Annotated in this window: 13 protein-coding genes; 3 read left to right on the top strand and 10 right to left on the bottom strand. The window is 63.1% G+C overall.

The window, feature by feature from the left end; genetic code table 11:
- Positions 1-4 precede the first annotated feature (4 nt).
- The 6 genes from U5A67_RS11780 to U5A67_RS11755 all read right to left on the bottom strand — a co-directional run bounded on the left by U5A67_RS11780 (position 5) and on the right by U5A67_RS11755 (position 6,305).
- Entirely contained in the window at positions 5-907 is a 903-nt protein-coding gene (locus U5A67_RS11780) for an ABC transporter permease (RefSeq protein WP_321814146.1), read from the bottom strand.
- Positions 908-990: 83 nt separating this feature from the next.
- Positions 991-2,109, bottom strand: coding sequence for an extracellular solute-binding protein (locus U5A67_RS11775; protein ID WP_321814145.1), 1,119 nt, complete (start codon positions 2,107-2,109; stop codon positions 991-993).
- A gap of 50 nt (positions 2,110-2,159) precedes the next feature.
- Entirely contained in the window at positions 2,160-3,125 is a 966-nt protein-coding gene (locus tag U5A67_RS11770) for a dipeptidase (RefSeq protein WP_321814144.1), read from the bottom strand.
- A complete protein-coding gene (locus U5A67_RS11765) occupies positions 3,119-3,826 on the bottom strand; it encodes a hypothetical protein (protein WP_321814143.1) in 708 nt (235 codons plus the stop codon). The genes U5A67_RS11770 and U5A67_RS11765 overlap by 7 nt, the downstream gene beginning before the upstream one ends.
- A 35-nt stretch (positions 3,827-3,861) precedes the next feature.
- Entirely contained in the window at positions 3,862-5,586 is a 1,725-nt protein-coding gene (locus U5A67_RS11760) for a hypothetical protein (RefSeq protein WP_321814142.1), read from the bottom strand.
- Entirely contained in the window at positions 5,583-6,305 is a 723-nt protein-coding gene (locus U5A67_RS11755; protein WP_321814141.1) for an IclR family transcriptional regulator, read from the bottom strand. The genes U5A67_RS11760 and U5A67_RS11755 overlap by 4 nt, the downstream gene beginning before the upstream one ends.
- A gap of 212 nt (positions 6,306-6,517) precedes the next feature.
- On the opposite strand from U5A67_RS11755, the gene U5A67_RS11750 reads away from it, so the two are divergent.
- A complete protein-coding gene (locus U5A67_RS11750; protein ID WP_321814140.1) occupies positions 6,518-7,993 on the top strand; it encodes a serine hydrolase domain-containing protein in 1,476 nt (491 codons plus the stop codon).
- Positions 7,994-8,041: 48 nt separating this feature from the next.
- Here the strand turns inward: U5A67_RS11750 and U5A67_RS11745 are convergent, their stop codons facing one another.
- On the bottom strand, positions 8,042-9,304 hold the full coding sequence (locus U5A67_RS11745) for a leucine-rich repeat domain-containing protein (RefSeq protein WP_321814139.1): 1,263 nt from the start codon (positions 9,302-9,304) through the stop codon (positions 8,042-8,044).
- 208 nt (positions 9,305-9,512) lie between these two features.
- Here U5A67_RS11745 and U5A67_RS11740 point away from each other — a divergent pair, with 208 nt between their 5' ends.
- Positions 9,513-11,177, top strand: a complete 1,665-nt coding sequence (locus U5A67_RS11740) for an FAD-dependent oxidoreductase (protein ID WP_321814138.1) — start codon at positions 9,513-9,515, stop codon at positions 11,175-11,177.
- A gap of 69 nt (positions 11,178-11,246) precedes the next feature.
- Here the strand turns inward: U5A67_RS11740 and U5A67_RS11735 are convergent, their stop codons facing one another.
- A complete protein-coding gene (locus tag U5A67_RS11735) occupies positions 11,247-12,050 on the bottom strand; it encodes an OmpA family protein (RefSeq protein ID WP_321814137.1) in 804 nt (267 codons plus the stop codon).
- Positions 12,051-12,166: 116 nt separating this feature from the next.
- Positions 12,167-15,577 carry a YadA family autotransporter adhesin gene (locus U5A67_RS11730; RefSeq protein WP_321814136.1) on the bottom strand — a complete coding sequence of 1,137 codons (3,411 nt, stop codon included), beginning with the start codon at positions 15,575-15,577 and terminating at the stop codon, positions 12,167-12,169.
- Positions 15,578-16,429: 852 nt separating this feature from the next.
- Here U5A67_RS11730 and U5A67_RS11725 point away from each other — a divergent pair.
- A complete protein-coding gene (locus tag U5A67_RS11725) occupies positions 16,430-17,161 on the top strand; it encodes a response regulator transcription factor (RefSeq protein WP_205982170.1) in 732 nt (243 codons plus the stop codon).
- 144 nt (positions 17,162-17,305) lie between these two features.
- Here U5A67_RS11725 and U5A67_RS11720 read toward each other — a convergent pair whose 3' ends face one another.
- Positions 17,306-18,007, bottom strand: coding sequence for a response regulator transcription factor (locus U5A67_RS11720; protein WP_321814135.1), 702 nt, complete (start codon positions 18,005-18,007; stop codon positions 17,306-17,308).
- Positions 18,008-18,046 lie beyond the last annotated feature (39 nt).

Raw genomic sequence — 18,046 nt, 5'->3', positions numbered from 1 at the left:
GACGTCATTTCCAGAGCCGGTCGAGGCCGACGAAACGGTGATACAGCGCGAACACAGCCAGGGTGAGAACGAGCAGAACGATCGACATCGCCGACGCCATGCCGAAATCCAGCACCTGTTCGATCTGGTCGCCCACCACACCCGAAATCATCTGGTCGTGCGGACTGCCGAGCAGCGTGGGCATCACGTAAAAGCCCAGCGAGGTGATGAACACCAGCGTGCAGCCGTTGACGATGCCCGGCGCGCTCAGCGGCAGCCAGACTTCGCGAAACGCGCGCCACGGCTGTGCGCCCAGACTTTCGGCGGCACGCATGAGGCGCGCGTCGATGCGCTTCATGACCGCGTAGAGCGCCATCGCCATGAACGGCACGAGCGCATGGGTCATGGCGAGTGTCGAACTGAACGAGGTGAACAGCATGTGCGGCGCGGGCCGCCAGCCGAGCGTTTCGAGCAGCGCCGAAAGCGGCCCGCTCACGCCCAGAATCACCATCCATGCGTACGTCTTGACGAGAAAGCTGGTCCAGAAACTGAGCGCCAACACGGTGAGCATCAGGCGCGAGACGAACGCCGATCCGGTCGCGGCCACATAGGCCAGCGGATACGCGCAGACGAGCGCACACAGCGCCACGAACGCCGAGCTGAGAAAGGTGTGCACGAGCACGCTGCGAAAATGCGCGGAGCCCAGCAGATCGACGAAATTGCCGAAGCCGAAGGTCGGCTCGCTCACGCTCATAAAGATCACGTAGCCGAGCGGTACGACGAAAAACACAGCGAGGAACACCAGCGCGGGCACGTACAGCAGCCACGGATTGGGCCGGCGGTCCACGTGCTCGCGCTGCGCGGGCGCGCCGGTGGCCTGCGCCGCTTCGTCGACGATCGGCATGCTCGAAAGGGTCGATTCAGCCAAGGTTGAACTCCAGAAATAAGATTGCGCACGCAACCATCAATTGCCGCGTGCGCAAGGAACGGCAACACGCCACACGCGTAGCGTCAAAGCGTCATCCAGCGGTCGAAACGCGACGCAATCTGGTCGAGTTGCGGCAGCAGCTTCACGCCGTCGAGCACAACAGCCTGCTGCAAATGCTCGGGCAGCGTCGGGGCGTTCTGCTTCGTCGCGGCGTCCATGTAATCGAATGCCTTGGGATTGAGCGGGCCGGAGCCGTCGACCGCATTGAACCGCGCAAGCCCCGCAGGATTGCTGGCGATATGCTGCACGAGACGCCACGCGTTCTTCGCGCGCGGCGTGCCCTTCGCCACCACCCAGCAGCCCTTGTCGATCACGGCCTGATTCCAGACGATTTCGATCGGCGTCTTCGAAGTGTCCTTGACGGTCTTCGCGTAGTCGTTCCAGATTGCGATGGCCTTCACTTCGCCGTCACGCAGCAACTGCTGCGATTGCGGGCCTTCGGTCCACCACACGCGAATCGCGGGCTTGAGACGGTCGAGCGCGCGGAAGGCACGGTCGAGATCGTAGGGAAACAGATGCTCGGGCGGCACGCCGTCGGCGAGCAGCGCGTAGGCCAGCACGCGCGTGGGGTAGCGTTGCAGACTGCGCGCGCCCGGATACTGCTTGAGATTCCAGAAGTCGCTCCAGTTGCGAATCCCACTGCTGCCGAACGCGTCCTTCTGATACGCAATCTGGTTCGCGAACGCGTGCGTGGCGAGGCCGTTTTCGTAGATCGCGCCCGACCACAGCGCGTGCTCGTCCAGATGCCCATGCGCCGGTTCGATCAGTTGCGCCGCGTTGGCGCGCGCTGTGTCGGTGACGCCCAGCGTCGTCACATCGAATTGATACGTGCCGTTGCGCACCTGCGCGGCGAGCTTGGCAAAGGAAATCGGCGAGACCGTGCGGATCTGCACGCCGGTGTCCTTCGTGAACGGATCGAACAGGTACTGGCGCGCAGCCGCTTCCCAGTTGCCGCCCCACGTGTTCACGTAGAGCATGTTGTCGTCGGCGGCGGCCGCGCGGCGCACCCACGGCGCGGCCACGAGCGCCGTGCCCGCGGCGGCGGCGCGCAGAAAGCCGCGCCGCGAAACGGTTGAAGCGGTGGAAATCGTCGGATCGATTCGATCGGTTGGGTCGATCGCGTAATCGTCGTCGCTCTTCATGCTGGGACCTCCTGGCTGGAACCCGGGTTGAAATGTGGAGCGTGATGCGTTCAGCCGAATACGGCCTGATAGAGACGCAGCCAGTTGCCGGCCGTGAGCTTGTGCACTTCCTCCGCGTTGAACCCAACGCGGCGCAAGCCCTCGTGCACCTTGTTCAGTTCGCCCGCGCTCTTAAGCCAGTCGGGCTTCGGTGTCTTACCTGGATTCGCCGCCGATCCCGCACCGTATTGCACCGAGCGCGTCCAGCGGCCCTTGCGCATCCAGTCGAGATCCGGCTGGCCCGTGTTGTGGCTGTAGTCGGTGCCGATCCCTACGCTGTCGATCGAGGTGAGTTCGACCGTGCGCGCCACCATCTGGCACCACGCATCCACCGTCGTGCAGGCATCCTGCGGCGTGATGTTGCGATAGGCCACGCAGCCGATCACGCCGCCGTTTTCCACCAGCGCACGCAGCACCGCATCGCTCTTGTTGCGCTTGTGATCGAAGACGGCACGCGCGTTGGCGTGCGTGACGGCCACCGGTTTTTCCGACCATTCGATGGCGTCGAGCGTCGTGCGATCGCCCACATGGGAGCAATCGATCACCATGCCCACACGGTTCATCTCGCGCACCACTTCGCGGCCGAAGCGCGCCAGCCCGCTGTCCTGCGCTTCGTAACAACTGCCGCCCAGCTCGTTCTGGTTGTTATAGGTAAGCTGCACGACGCGCACACCCATATCCGCGAACAGTTCGATATACGCGAGACGGTCTTCGAACAGATTGCTGTTCTGATAGCCGAGCACAACGGCGAGCTTGCCCTCTTCATCGGCGCGACGGATATCGGCGCTCTTGCGTGCGATCACGACGAGGTCCGCGCATTCGCGCTCGAAATCGCGCCAGCGTCCAATCGCGTCCATCGATTCGAGCGTGCCTTCCCAGAAGCCGAGCGTGGGCGTGACGCAGGTATAGCCGCTGGCGCGCAGATCTTCAAACACTTCGCGCGTGAAATGGCCGCATTGCAGGGCATCGATCAGCATGAAATTTCCTTGTTTTCCTGAGTGGACGGGGCCCCGGTGTAGAGCATGGAGAGATCGGTTTCGTCTTCGTCGGTACGGCCGATCACGCGGCCCTGCTCATCGACGATGATCGGACCTGCATGACGGCGCGACTCGTACGAGTCCGGTGCGAGCGCGTCGTTGGCGCGATGAAAGAGCGCCCACCAATACGCGCGCTCGACGCTCAGGCCTTTGCGCACGATGCGCGCGAGCGTGCTTTCGGCTGGCGTCGACGCCGCGCGAAACGTTACGTGCCGTGCGTTGTCTTTCACCTCCAGCGTGGCCTCGAGACCATACGGCTGGGCAAGCGCCATCGCTACGCGCAATTCGTCGGCTTCGCTGGCGTCTTCGACGACGAAGCGGGCCTCGCGCCCTGCCCGCACAGCGTCGACAGCGAGATCGACGAGGGTGAGCGCGACCGGCCACGCATGCTGGCCTGCGCAACGCACCCGTGTCGCGCCCTCATCCGTCACATCGATCGAGACACCCGCCGCCTGATTGTTCGAAAGCTGTCCTAAATGTTTTGTCAAATGAATAAAACCGTCTTCGCAAAGTGCCGTGGAATACAATGCGCAGTCGCGCAGCGCGGGCACGAGGCCTTCGTCCACGCGCGTCACCTGCATGAGACGTTCGAGCACCATGCGGCTCTCGCGCAGGCTGACGGTGATGAGATCGGTTTGCATCGGTTCGCTACTAACAGGGTCGCTCACAGTGTCGCTCACAGGGCAGGTTCGGCGGGATAGAACCAGTGCGGATCGGCGTCACCGGACTGGAGGTCTTCGGGCGTCGGCGCACCGTGAAACAGCACTCCGCGCAGATTGCGGTTGAGGAAGTCGCGCGTCTTGTCGATTCCGTGCACGCCCACGTTCAGCAAACGCGTGATATGCGCGGGCACGAAGCCTTCGCTCATGATGTCGGCGTGAGGCGAATGGAAATGCGTGCCGTGCAGCGCCTGCACACGCGTGACGATGGCGCGATGCCACGGCCGCTGCGCGAGAAACGAAGCCGTGCTGGCCGACGCATCGAAGCGGGCGAGTTCCGCGTCCAGGCGCACGACCTGACGCGGCAAATCGAGCGCCAGATTGATCGCATCGCCTACTTCCTCGCGCGGGCCGCGACGGGGTTCTTCCGCCGTCACCGACTTGTACCAGACGTAGCGCGCCGCTTCGTCGTCGAGATCCATTGCGAAAGCCCAGGCATAGTCGTGACGCAGGATCTCGCGCAGACGGCCCGCGCGCATGGCCGGCTCAAGCTTCAGCTCCTCGTCGATAACGAGCGTTTGCGCCAGTGCGTCCGCTTCGTCCGGCACGAGTTCGATCAGCAGTGAATGCAGCGTTTCCAGCCCTTCCTGATGCACACGGCCCGCCAGCGACGCGCACAGCGCGGCAAACGGCGCAGCGCCGATCGGCGCGTTGGCACGTGCGCGATCGAGCAACGACTGCACATCGGCGCGTATCGTGACGAGCGCATCCGCCACCACATCGCTCGACGCGACCTGTTCGTACGCGGCGCGATCTTCGCGGCGGAATACAATCGCCTTGTCGATCAGGCGCAGCAGCGTTTCGATCTGCGCGGCGTCCGGCTTGAGCACGCGTGCACGCGCCAGCGCTTCTTCGCGGACCCACAACCAGCGGTCGATCAGCCGCGGATGATTATTCACGAACAACATGAGGCCGAGCGCCGAGCCATTGCCTACGCCAAGAAAACGGCGCAACGGCGCAGCGAGTTCGACGGCGCTCGACGAAGCCGCACGCGCGAGATGGCCGAGCAGATCCTGCGCGAACACGCGCATCATGTAGGCACACAACATCTGCGCGGACAGCGACGCACGCAGCGGATGATCGGCTTCCAGCGAGAGAAACGAACGCGTGCCGAAGGTGCCGTTGCCGTCCAGCCCGGTGTTGCGCATGAGGTAACAGGTCTGCGCGAGTTCGGCGACGTCGGGCTGACGTCCCGCCGCCAGCGCCTGCAGCGCGTGATCGAAAAAGCGCCCGCTGCGATTCGAACGGCACCAGATCAGCGTGCCGGGCGTGGCGCGCCCTTCGTAGAGCTTCGGCATTTCCTGCTGCGTTTCGGCGAGCGCCGCGTCGCTCATATCGCCTTCGACAAGCGCTCCCATCATGTCCCACGAACGGCCGATGATGCGGCCGGTGCGGCCCTGCGCCGAAGGCTCCTTCGAAAACACCGGGAAGGTGAAGCGCCAGCTACCGATGTCGATGCGATAGCGCGCCACGCCGTTGCCGCGCGCGTCGATGTCGAAGCGCGTGCAGACGATCGACCAGCGTTCGCGCAACGCGCGTGTCATCAGCGAGCGCGATGCGCTCACGCGCGACGGCTGGATGGCGGCGAGCCGCTCCGGCAACATCAGTTCAGCGGGCGCGCGCATCTGCCTGACGAGGTCTTGCAGCCCGGTCGGCGCGGGCGGATCGAGCACGAGGCTCATTGAGCGTCTCCTTTCAAACGTGCATTGATGTTCTGCGCAGCCGCCTTGACGAGCGCGGCGCAATCGTCCATTTCGAAACCGGCGGTCGGGCCGGAAAGCGCGACCGTCGCCACACAATCGCCGCGCTCGTCGAACACGGGCGCCGCTACCGCCGACACGCTGCGCGGGCCGGTCATGCCATTGATGGCGTAGCCATCGGCGCGGATCTTTGCCATCATGGCGTCGTCGGGCAGCGCCGTGCCGGCTTCGCGCCAGCGTTCGCGCTGCGCGGGCGACGCGTAGGTCGCGAGGATGCGGCCCATCGCCGTCAACTCCAGATTCAGATGCGAACCCACGCGCAGATCGGCACGCAACACGCCGCGCGATTCCACGCGTCGCACGATCACGGCCTCGGGACCGTCGAGCACCGCGAGCGACGCCGTTTCGTTGCTGTCGGAAACGAGGTCCTGAAGCACATCGGCCACGCGCGCGCCCAGGTTGGCCTGCTCCATCGCCGCGTTCGCGTAGCGCACCATGCGCAGCGTGAGACGATAGCCACCCGCTTCGGTCTGCTCGACGAGGCCGCCTTCCGCGAGCGTGACGAGCCGCTGCAGGGTCGCGCCGCGTGCTTCGCCCACCACACGCGCAATCTCGGACAAGGTCATGGGACGCGCAGCGGCGGCAACCGCATCGAGCACGTCCAGGGACTTCAGCACTGACGACAACGCACGCACTGCCATACCTGCTTCCTCCTTTTTGTCTTCTATTAGAAGACGCTGTCTTCTATAAAATACATGCTATAGATCAAAAAAAAGTGTGTCAAAGGTTTCGATTTGCGGGTTTACCAGCGCGTAAGGGAACTGGGCACAATGCGTAAGACGATTGCAGCGGCGCGAGTCGCGATGGCCGCAGTACCCGTTCACTGACCGGAACTCAAACGAGGAATGCGTTCATGCAAATGGCTCAACCAACTCCCGGGAACACGCGCAACCATCGCCTCGACGGAATCTGGCTCGGCCATCTTGGCGCGGAAGGCGATTCGCTTCGGATTCAACTTTTCATTTCAACCGACCCGCTCGGGCAACTGGCGGTTTCACTCGACAGCATCGATCAGCGCGCAGCCGGCCTCGCATGTGCCAACGTGTCGTTCGACAATGACGCCTTCAGCTTCGATGTGCCCGCCGCGGGCGGCAAATGGACGGGCACGCTGTCCGCGGACAACAACAGGTTGACGGGGCGCTGGTTCCAGTTCAAAAACTTCCCGCTCGAATTCGAGCGCCAGGAACAGGCCACGCCAATACCGCCGCCGCCAACGCGCCGCGTTTTGCCCGCCTTGCCTCCCATCCCGGCCAGCGAAGTGAGCGCACAACTCGCTCACGACTTCGGCGATATCGTGACGACTGGCTGGCTCGCGCCCGAAAGTCGCGGTGGCATCGCGGTCGGTATTTCGCAGAACGGCGTGCGCTCGATTGCCACGTTTGGCGCCGCGAAGATCGATTCGATTTTCGAAATCGGCTCTATTTCCAAGACGTTCACGGGATTGCTGCTCGCGCAGATGGCCGCGCAAGGCGAAGTCGAACTGGACGAACCCGTTCGTCGATTGCTGCCGCTTCAGGCAGCGACTACGCCAGCATCGCAGGAGATCTCACTGGTCGATCTTTCGACGCATCATTCGGGCTTGCCCCGCCTGCCGACGAATATGCACCCGGCCAATCCCGAAGATCCTTATGCGGATTACGACGCGCAGAAGTTACTCGCCTTTATCGATTCTCACGGTTTGACGAAGCCGGACAAACCGGCCTTCAATTACAGCAACCTCGGCGCAGGTCTGCTGGGCTACGCACTCGCGCACCGCGCAAGCCAGCCGTTTTTCGCATTGCTCGACGAACGCATTCTCAGCCCTTTAGGCCTGACCGATACCGCTATCGCGCTGGGCGAAGAACAGCAGACGCGCTTCATGCAAGGCCATCGGGCGAACGGGATGGCGACGATGCCCTGGCATCTGGGCGCAATCGCGGGTGCGGGCGGCCTGCGAGCGTCGGTCACGGATCTGCTGAGTTATCTAGAAGCCTTTTGCAATCCTGAAGGACAGCGAAGTAAATCGCAAAGCGATCGGCCCTCATTGAGCACAGCGCTGGAAAATGCACAGAAGCCGCGCGAGGAGATCCGCGAGGTGGGGCGGATCTGTCTCGGCTGGCTTTATCGGCGTGATGAACATACCCATTGGCATACCGGCGGCACGGGCGGCTTCACGAGCTACGCCGCGTTCAACCGGCAAAGCGGGCGAGCGATTGTCGTCCTGGCGAACGCGGGAGGCAGGATCGACGGATCGCCCGCAGAAGCGATAGGCCATTATGTCGCCGATCGTCTCGACGGTAAGCCGGCGCTCTGGCCGGGCTCCACGTTACCCGCGCAACACGCGGGCTGACAAAGTCAGGCGTGGTATTCGCGGCGTTTGCATCCGCGCGCCGCGCGCTCACCAGACAATCCGCGCATTCGGCAACGCCGCCTTAAGATCGTCGACATTGCTCACTCTCGTGCCGTAAAGAACCAGTTCCCTCAGCCCGGTCAGGCCTTTGAGCACGTCGACATTCTTGACCGGCGTATTCGCCAGATAGAGTTCCTGCAAACCCTTGAGCCCTTGCAGCGCGTCGATATCCTGAACGTCGGTGCGAAAGAGATTGAGCGTTTTCAGGTTCTTCAGATTGCCCAATGGCTCGACGTTATCGACGCTGGTGTCCGAGAGGTTGAGTCTTTGCAGGCGGGTCAAACCCTTCAGCGCGCCAATATCCGTGACCTGCGTGCGCGAGAGCACCAGCGTGTCGAGCTTGAGCAAGCCCTGCATTGCGTCGATATTCGCGACTTTCGAGCCATCGAGCACGAGCGTTGTCAGGTTGGGCATATTCGTCAACACATCGATATCGCGCACGGGCGTGTTCGCCAGATAAAGCGCCTGAAGATCATGCAGATTCTTCAGGGGATCGAGGCGCTCGACCTGCGTTTCGTTGAGATCGAGCGTTTTCAGCGCGGTCAATTGTTCGAGCGGCTTGACGCTCTTGACGTTTCTCGCGCCACCCAGTTTGAGCGTTTCCAGATGCGGCAGCTTCGCCAATACATCCAGATCGCGCACTTGCGTATCGCGCAGATCGAGTTGCCGCAGATCGCCCAGATCCTTCAGTGCATCGAGATTCGAAACCCCGGTCTCCCAGAGATTGAGCGATTGCAAACCGGTCAGATCCTTTAGCGCAGCGATATTCTGAATCTGCGTACGGTGCAGCACGAGCGTTTTCAGCGAACGCATGCCTTGCAGCGCATCAATGTGCCAGACCTGAGTGCCGGTGAGATCGAGCGATTCCACATCGTCCAGATCTTTCAGCGAATCGATGTTGTCGACCGCACTATCCGCCAGGCTCAATTCGAGTGTTTGATGGAGCGTATCGAGGTGCGTAATCGCGGCGGCCAGCTGGGACGTCGTCATGCCAGGCTTGGCCCGCAATGCCAGGCATCCTGGCTCGGGCGCGCCCGTGGCGCCGCCGTCGCTGCAGACGCCCGTGAAGAACCCCAGCTTGTCCAGCGCACGGTCGTCGAGCCTTTCCCTGAACGGCTTGAATACCATCAGCAGAATGACGACCAGCAGGCCGATGCCGGCGCATAGAAACCTGAATCCGCGGCGGCGCGAAATGGGCGTGCGCTCGCCTTCAGCGGCTGGCTGGGTGTTATCGGGCGGGGTTGCGGCCACGGGCGGCTCCGTTTGTACTGGGTTGCCCCTTTATACACGAAGCGCGAGGCGGCGCTCATCTGGTCACGCGAAACCGGATGCTCAACCTATACTGGATTCGACCAGGCAAGTTGCCGATCTGGCCGATGTGCGCTTTCTCCGCCGTGATTCTGCTGTTATTGCGCTTTGAATCCGCTGTGATCTTCCGCCCTGCCTGGGATAACGAATCATGCTGACCATTGACGATATCCGCGCCGTTCCGCTTTTCTCCACGCTGGGCGACGCCGCACTCGAACATCTGGCGAATACATCGGCCGATCTGCATTTGTGTGCCGGCGAATTCGCCGTCCACGAAGGCGCGGAACGCGCGCTCTATGCCGTTCTGAGCGGCAAGATGGAAGTCGTGAAGATGTTCGACGGCGTCGAGCGCACGCTCGGATGGCGTTTGCCCGGCACCATTTTCGGCGAGGTGCCGCTGGCCCTGAGTTCGCCTTTCCCGGGCGCCTATCGGGCTGCGCAAGCGTCGCGCGTCATGCGGTTGGATGCGCAGCACTATTACGCGCTGGCCGCCGGGTCGCCGGAAGTCGCGGAGAAAATGGGCGCGCTCGCCCGGGAACGCATCGGCGGGCTGCAAGGCCTTTCCGCCGAGCCGCCCAAACCGCGCGTGACGCTCGTGGGCGCGCGGTGGGACCCGGACTGCACGGGCTTGCGCCAGTTCCTCGAACGCAATCAGATCAGTTGCGACTGGCTGGCGCCCGATGCGCCGGAACTGCAGGGACGCTGGCCCGGCCCTTGCCCGTCGGAACACGAATGCCCGGCACTGCGTCTGGCCGATGGAACCCTGCTCAATCGACCGGCCATCCGCGAACTCGCCGAACGGTTGGGCCTGCAGACCCAGGCCCGGCTCGCCGAATACGACGCGACCATCATCGGCGGCGGCCCGGCTGGCCTCGCGGCGGCCGTGTATGGCGCGTCCGAAGGCTTGCGAACCATCGTGGTCGAACGCGAAGCGCCGGGCGGACAGGCCGGCACCTCGTCGCGCATCGAAAACTACCTCGGATTTCCGAACGGCGTCTCGGGCGATGAGCTTGCGAATCGCGCGTTGCTCCAGGCGAAACGCCTCGGCGCGGAGATTCTGGTGACGCGCGCCGTGGCGCGCATCGACGTCGATGCAGCCGCCGATTCGCGCCATGTGCATTTGGACGGCGGCGACGTCATCCGTACCCGCACCTTGATTCTCGCAACGGGCGTGACGTGGCGACGTCTTGCCATCGACGGCTTCGCCCGCTTCATCGGCAAAGGCATCTATTACGGCGCCTCGCGCGGCGAAGCCGGCGCCACGCATGGACTCGATGTGTATCTGATCGGCGGCGGCAATTCGGCCGGGCAGGCCGCGCTGTATTTTTCGAATCACGCACGCCGGGTCACGCTGATCGTTCGCGGCGACGCGCTGGAAAAAGGCATGTCGCGCTATCTGGTCGAGCAACTCGCCAGGAAGTCGAATGTGGCGGTGCGCTTGCAGGCGGAAGTGGTGGGCGCGGTTGGCGAGATGCATCTGAGCGCCATCGATATCGTCGATAAAGCGAGCGGGAGTGTCAGCCGGCACGATTGCGGCGGCCTGTTTGTTTTTATCGGCGCCGATGCCGAAACCTCGTGGCTGCCCGATGCGATTGCACGTAACGAGCGCGGCTATGTTCTGACCGGCGATGACGTCGTCAAGGCCGGACGCTGGTTGCACAGGCGCGATCCCTTCCTGCTCGAAACGAGTGTGCCGGGCCTGTTCGCGTGCGGCGATGTGCGATTGAGTCCGATCAAACGCGTCGCCTCGGCAGTCGGCGAAGGGAGTATGGCGATTGCGTTCGTGCACAAGTATCTGCAGGAGCCGCAGCCTTAGGCCCGGCTTGCTGCTGACGCGGCAAAACACAATCGCCAGCCTTCACAATAGTTAGTTTCCCAAAGCGTATTAACGTTGTGCCGATACGCCGATCGTCACGCGTCGGTCCGGCTTGAGGCATGCAATCATCGCGCCGCTCTCGCCCGCTGGGCAATGCGTGACCGGCTGGCTCGCGCCCACGCCCTCGGTATGGATCACGTGTGCGTCGATGCCATGCGCAACCAGATAATCGCGCACCGTATTCGCACGCGCGAGCGACAGACGCTGGTTGATCGCATCGGAGCCGATACGATCCGTGTGCCCCACCACCGTCACTTCGCTCACCGCCTCATGATGTTCGATGCGCGCGACGGCGCCATCGAGCGCCTGGCGTCCTTCGGGTTGAAGCGCCGCGATATCCGATTTGCCGAACGCGAACAACGCATCGGTTTGCAGCGAGAATTCATCGACGGTCGCGCCCTTCTGCTGCGCTGTCGCGGGCGCAACCGGCCCGGTAGCCGCGGCCTGCATCAATGCCGCGCATGACGGATCGCGCCAGAACGTGCCGCTCACCTGCATATGGCGATCGAACTGCACCTGATACTGGCACGACACGATCTCGCCGCCGCGCCGGAAATCGAACAGATAATTCCAGACGTGATTGCCGACGAACCATTCGTTGAAATGCGGCGGTCCGATCAGATCGCGCACCTGATCCTTGTTCAGCCCGACACCGATATTGCGCAGATTCTCCACGTTGACAAAGGTGCCGCCCGCGGGCGACGCGGACTGCTGATCGGGAAAGCGCGGCGGATTGTACGGCGACGCGCAGCCTTGCAGAACAACGCTCGTCATCACAGCGACGAACGAAACGGCAATCGACGTTTTTTTCATGGTCAGTTTCATGGCCCTATACCACTCATGATGGAAAACCGGCTTGCCGTAGCGAGTCGCAACGACTCGCGCGCCGCGCGCCACGACAAGGCCGGTTGAAAGTCAGACGGATCGCCTTACCACTGATAGCCGGCACCGACCACCGCGCCGTAATAGCTGCGCGTATTGGTCGTCACCGCGGCCTTGTAGATCCAGTGGTTGTTCTCCGAGATCGTCGAAATGCCGATCGCCTGCCCCGACTGCCCGTGGTAGTAACTGCCCGCAATCGCGACCATGCTCTTGCCCGGACCCGATGGCTGCGGCAGTCCCGCGACCGCCATCGCCGCGGCCGTGCCTGCGTCGGCGTCGTGACGCAGTTGCTGGATCTGGCCGTCGGTGTAGTTGTTGGCCTGCGAGACCGCGCTGTTGAGCTGCTGCACGTTGACCGCATCGGTGGGCGCGGTGCCGGCGGCCACGTTCGTCACCTGGCGCGGCGTATCGGCGCTGCCCATCGACACGACATTCGAGCGGCCATCGTCCGTACTGCCCGCGCCGATCGCGACCGAGTTGGTCCCCGTCGACGTCGCGCCCGAGCCGATCACCGTCGAGCTGACGCCCGATGCAGTCGAAGACGTGCCGACCGCCGTGCTGTTCGCCCCCGACGCCACCGCGCCCGAACCGCCCGCCGACGAATTCGAACCGGTCGCCGCCGCCGTGTTCGCCGTGCTGCTGGTGTTCGACGGGAACGTGCCGCTGTTCGAGGTCTGATTGGATGTCTGATTCCCGGCCTGATTGCTGATGAGTGTCTGCAATTCCTCGTTGACGGCCTGCAACTGGCTCACGTTGACCGCATCCGTTGCCGCCACGCCCGCTGCAACGCCCGTGATCTGGCGGTTGCCCACGTTCACTTCACCCACCGACGAGCCCGGCGAACTCAGGCCATAGCCGATGTAGCTGCTGAGCGCGCCGACCGTCGTGACCGAGCCCGCGCCAATCGCCACGCTGTTCGCATAGGTCGACTGCGCGCCTGCGCCGATCGCCACCGCGTTGAGCGCCGTGCTTTGCGCGCCCGAACCGAGCGCGATGCCGGCCGCACTGGTCGCCAGCGCGTTCGCGCCTTGCGCAATCGACTGCGCGCCGCCGGCGGTCGCGCCGCTGCCCAGCGCCAGCGCATCGGCCTGCGCCGACTCCGACTTCTCGCCGATGGCGATGCCGCCAGGCGCGGTCGAATCGACGATCGCACCGTTGCCGATCCCCACGCCGCTGTCGCCATTGACCACGGTGGTCGGGCCGACCGCCACCGACTGATCGCCCACGGCGAGCGAATCCGCCGCCGTGGAGTTGGCGTGGAAGTACATCGTGGTGGTGGTCGCGAACGCCTGCAGCGCGCCGCTCAACTGGCGCACCGTGACGGCGTCCTGCGCCTGCGTGCCGTCCGCCACGTTGGTGATCTGGCGATAGGTACTGGTCGCCGCATCGCCCACCGAGACCGCGCCGAGCAAGGTGCGATCCGAGGTGTTGTACGGAATCGCGGCGCTGCCCGCCGTGATCGAACCGATGCCCGAGAGCACGGCGCGATCGGAGACGGAACCCGCGCCGAGCGCGACGCCGTCTGCAACCGATACCGTCGTCTGCGCACCGAGGCTCGTCGCGTTGTCAGCGCTGGCCTGCGCGCCATTGCCTGCCGCGAGGCTGCTTGCACCCGTCGACACGGCGAGCGGTCCAATCGCCACGCTATCGGTGCCGGTGGCCTGGCTGTCCGCGAGCGTCGAGTTTGCGTGGAAGTACTTGATGCCGCCGCCGTTGACCACGCTGCCGATTTCGTTTTCGATGTTGGTCAGGCTGGTATCGACGCCGTCGAATGCATCGCCGACATTGTTGTACGTCGAGCCCTGAATCGTGTAACTAGGCGCCGAAACGCCGCTGCCCGCGGTGTAGGTCGAGCCGCCGCCAAGCGCCGCCGCAACCGTCGAACCCGTTGCGTTCGATGCGCTCGCCACCGAGTACAACTGCGAGCCGTTGATCGCATCGGTCGAGGTGGCTGAAACCACGCCCGCCGCCACGTTTTGAATCTGACGCTCCGAGCCCGCCGCGCCGACCGATACAACCGAAGTCGGCGCAGTAGCCGCTGCCGTGCCGCCCGTGAGATCGAACGTGCCCGTATGCGGTGCAGCCGTCGTCGAGTTCGAACCCAGCGCGACATCCGATGCATTCGTAGCCACCGCGTTCGTACCAAGCGCGATGCCATTGGTCGCCGCGCTCTGCACCACCGCGCCATTGCCGATCGCCACGCCGCCCGCCGCATTGGCCTGCGACGCATTGCCGAGCGCGACCGCACCGATACCGTTCGCGACCGCGCTATTGCCGATGGCCACCGCGCCCTGCCCGGTCGCGGTGTTATTCGCGCCAACCGCCACCGCGCCGTCGCCCGTTGCGGTGTTCGGATCGCCGATCGCCACGGCGCCATTGCCGCTGGCCGTCTGACCTTCGCCCAGCGCGATCGCGCCCGTGCCGCTCGTCACCTGCGAATCGTGTCCACCGGCGATCGAGCCGGTTCCGGCGGCGGCGACCACGATGGCGTTATCGCCGAATGCCACCGTCATCGATGCGAGTGCCTGCGCCGACGGGCCCATCGCGGTCGCGCCTGCCGCAGCCGCAACCGCGCCGTAGCCGAACGCCGACGCCAGCGTGCCGCTCGCCGTGGCGGTGCCGCCCAGCGCCGTGCTGCCGGTGCCCGTAGCGATCGAATTGATACCGAGCGACGTCGCATTGAGCGCGGTGGCCTGAGCACCCGCGCCGAGCGCGGTCGTGGAGACGCCTGTGGCCTGCGCTGCATTGCCCATCGCGATGCCGTATTGCGCCGACGCCACGGCGCCGTTACCCATGGCGATCGCGCTATCCGCGCTCGCCGTCGAGCTGACGCCGTAAGCCTGCGCGTTCGCCCCGCTGGCTACATCGTTGGCGCCGAGCGCCACGGCGTTGTTGCCGCTCGCCTGCGTGCCGGAACCCGGCACACCTGACGTACCGCCCCAGCCGATCGCGACCGCGCCGGTGCCGGACGCACCGCTGTTGACGCCGATAGCGACCGCCGAGGCACCGCTAACCGACGCGCCGGAGCCGATGGCCGTGCCGGCATCCGCGGTCGATGTCGAAACCGCCTGGTTGCCGATCACGATCGAGTAGGAGCCTGCCGCGGAAGACTGCGAGCTCAAGGCCGTCGCGTGGTCTCCGGTTGCGATCGCGTCCCAACCCAATGCAGTCGAATTCGCCGACGATGCGGTGGAACTCGCGCCCACTGCAGTCGAACGAATCCCGGTTGTAATCGATCCGCCGCCGATTGCCGTGCTGGCGCCACCGGAGGCGGTCGCATGTTCACCGACCGCCGTATCGTTGATACCAGCGGAAGTGAAATAGCCCAGCGCGGTACCACCCTGACCGGTTGCATTGGCGTCGCAGCCGACGGCGGTTCCATCGACGGCAGCCGTACTCGTCGCGCAGCCAGAGCCCGTGACGCCGCTCACGACGGCAGAACCGCTTGACTGCGCCATCGCCGCTACCGGCAGGCTCGCGAGAACAAGACTGAGAACAGAAACAATCGGACGCAGCTTCAGCGAGTCAGCGTTCCCTTTGCGATTTAAATGCAATTTATTCTTGAATTTGCCAGCCATGAGGGCCCACTCCGGGTTGTCGGCTTCTGATTGATTTAGAAAAAACTGATTCGGATTACTATTCAATGAAATCCGCAATGAACGCTCTGCCGCGCATCGATTGATTCGTGCGCGCTGTTCGTTCGTATTGGTCAACCTACCGAGAGCGTGCGGTGTGGAAATTCTTATGACGTCGGCGCTTGAGGCGCGTGAAATCGTCGTCGGCGTAATTTGCGTCTGGAATGATTAAACCGGGCGACGAGCTTGTTTCCAATTCCTACGAGATCTTTCATCGACGAATAATATTGGCTTCGCCACGAAAGGAAAACTGAACTTTTGTCACTTTTTGGAAGGATTCAGCGTGACTGGATTCACTTGCGATGCGTATTGAATACGCAAGAAGGGAAAGCGAAACTGCCTTGTTTACGCGGCCTGAAATGCGCTATTCGCCTGCAGATAGCGTATTCCTCCCAACTGTGCAACGACGTACTGTCGTCAGGAAATCACAAATATCTGGAAAGTTTTTGAAATCGCTCCGTTGATTCTGAAAAGCGCTGAAAACCAACGTCGAAGTGGCTGTGGAAAAGGCTTATCCGAAACTGAAAGCATCACCATGCAATGCGGCAAATACATCAATCCGCATTTTCTTCATGCAATATCACATCGAAGTTCACAATTGTTCACAAACGATTCTTCTCCCCGCCAATAAGATCCTGTCCCGTGTGTTTGGCGTCGCGTAAAGGAGATGACTCAGTGCACATTCTGGTTGTCGAGGACGATCCCGTTCAGGCGGAAGGCGTGGCAGGCGTCCTGTCGCGGCTCGGCTATCACGTGCACTTCGCGCGGGATGGCGAAAGCGCGATCCGGGCATTGCGCGTCCAGCCTATCGACGCGGTCGTGCTCGACTGGCATCTGCCGAAAATGTCGGGAATCGACGTGTTGCACTGGATCAGGGACGGCGTAGGCGGGACGTATGGTGTGCTGCTGCTGACGAGCCGCGTGGAGGAATGCGATGTCGTCAGCGCGCTCGACGCGGGCGCGGACGACTATCTCACCAAGCCGTTCCGGCCGGACGAACTGGCGGCGCGCATGAAGGCGCTAACGCGCCGGGCCGCGCGCAACAGTACGCCGCAAAGCCTGCTCAAGGCCGGTGAATATGTGCTGGACCGGCAAGGCCGAACCGTGTCGCTACATGGCAAACCGATCGACTTCACGCCGAAGGAATATGACGTGGCGGCCGCGCTGTTCAATAACCTCGGCAAGATCATGTCGCGCGACATGCTGGCGAAGACCGCCTGGGGCCGTGAAATGGATTCGCGTTCGCTGGATACGCATGTCTATCGCATTCGCCAGAAGTTGAAATTACGCCCGGAAAACCGTCTGCGTCTGTCCTCGGTTTACACCGTTGGATACCGGCTCGACGAAATGGTCGCGGCCGAACCGGGTTTCGCTGCGGGCAAGGTTATCGTGGGCGAATGTCTCTAGCCGCGCGCTTCATCGCGGCGCATAGGTAGTCAGTTTCTTTGAAGCACGTTCTCCTGGCGTAGCGAACCCCGTCGCTGCGTCATTTACGGCCGGCACATCGAGCGCCGGCCGCTTTTTCTTTCTTCGTAGCGCACCGGCAATCAATCAGGCATCCGAAACAGATTGCGCGACCGGTTCCAGACGATATCCCGCCGTATAGACCGAAGTCAGCCGCAATCCGTTCTCCGGATGCAGTTTCAGTTTGCGCCGGATGCGGTAGATATGGGTGTCGAGCGATCGCGATTCGGCGCCGAGTTCGCGCCCCCACGCAGTCAGTGCAAGCAACTCGCGTGACAGGATTTTCCCGAGGTTATTGAACAGCGTCGCAACGAGCTGAAATTCCTTGGTGGTCAACACGATATCGGCATCACGAAGCGTAATCGTTCTGGCCTGTGCATCCAGCACGTATTCGCCGGCCCTGATGGCCTTGTCGCCCGCATTGCGCACCAGGCGGCGCACCAGCGCATGAACGCGCGCGACCAGTTCATCGGAACGGAAAGGCTTGGCGATGTAATCGTCGGCGCCAGCTTCCAGCGCGTGCACCACATCGAGTTCCTGAACCCGGCTGGTCAGAAACAGAACGCCATATTTCTCGCCAATACCTTCGCGTATCCATTTCAGGACCTCGATGCCGCTCATGCCTGGCAAATGCCAGTCGAGCACGACGGCATCGACCGTCTCGGCCTGCAAAAAGCGGATCGCCGCTTCGCCGTCGTTCACGACACTCACGCTGAAGCTATGCCGCGACAATACGCCCGCTACGGCCTGAGCCTGAACGGGGTCGTCTTCGACAATCAGAATATGCATGCTTTTAATTCCAGACATCCGGTTCCGGTCATAGAAAAT

Source organism: Paraburkholderia sp. J69-1 (assembly GCF_905220255.1).
GTDB lineage: Bacteria > Pseudomonadota > Gammaproteobacteria > Burkholderiales > Burkholderiaceae > Paraburkholderia.
This window is presented reverse-complemented; position numbering and strand designations above follow the sequence as displayed.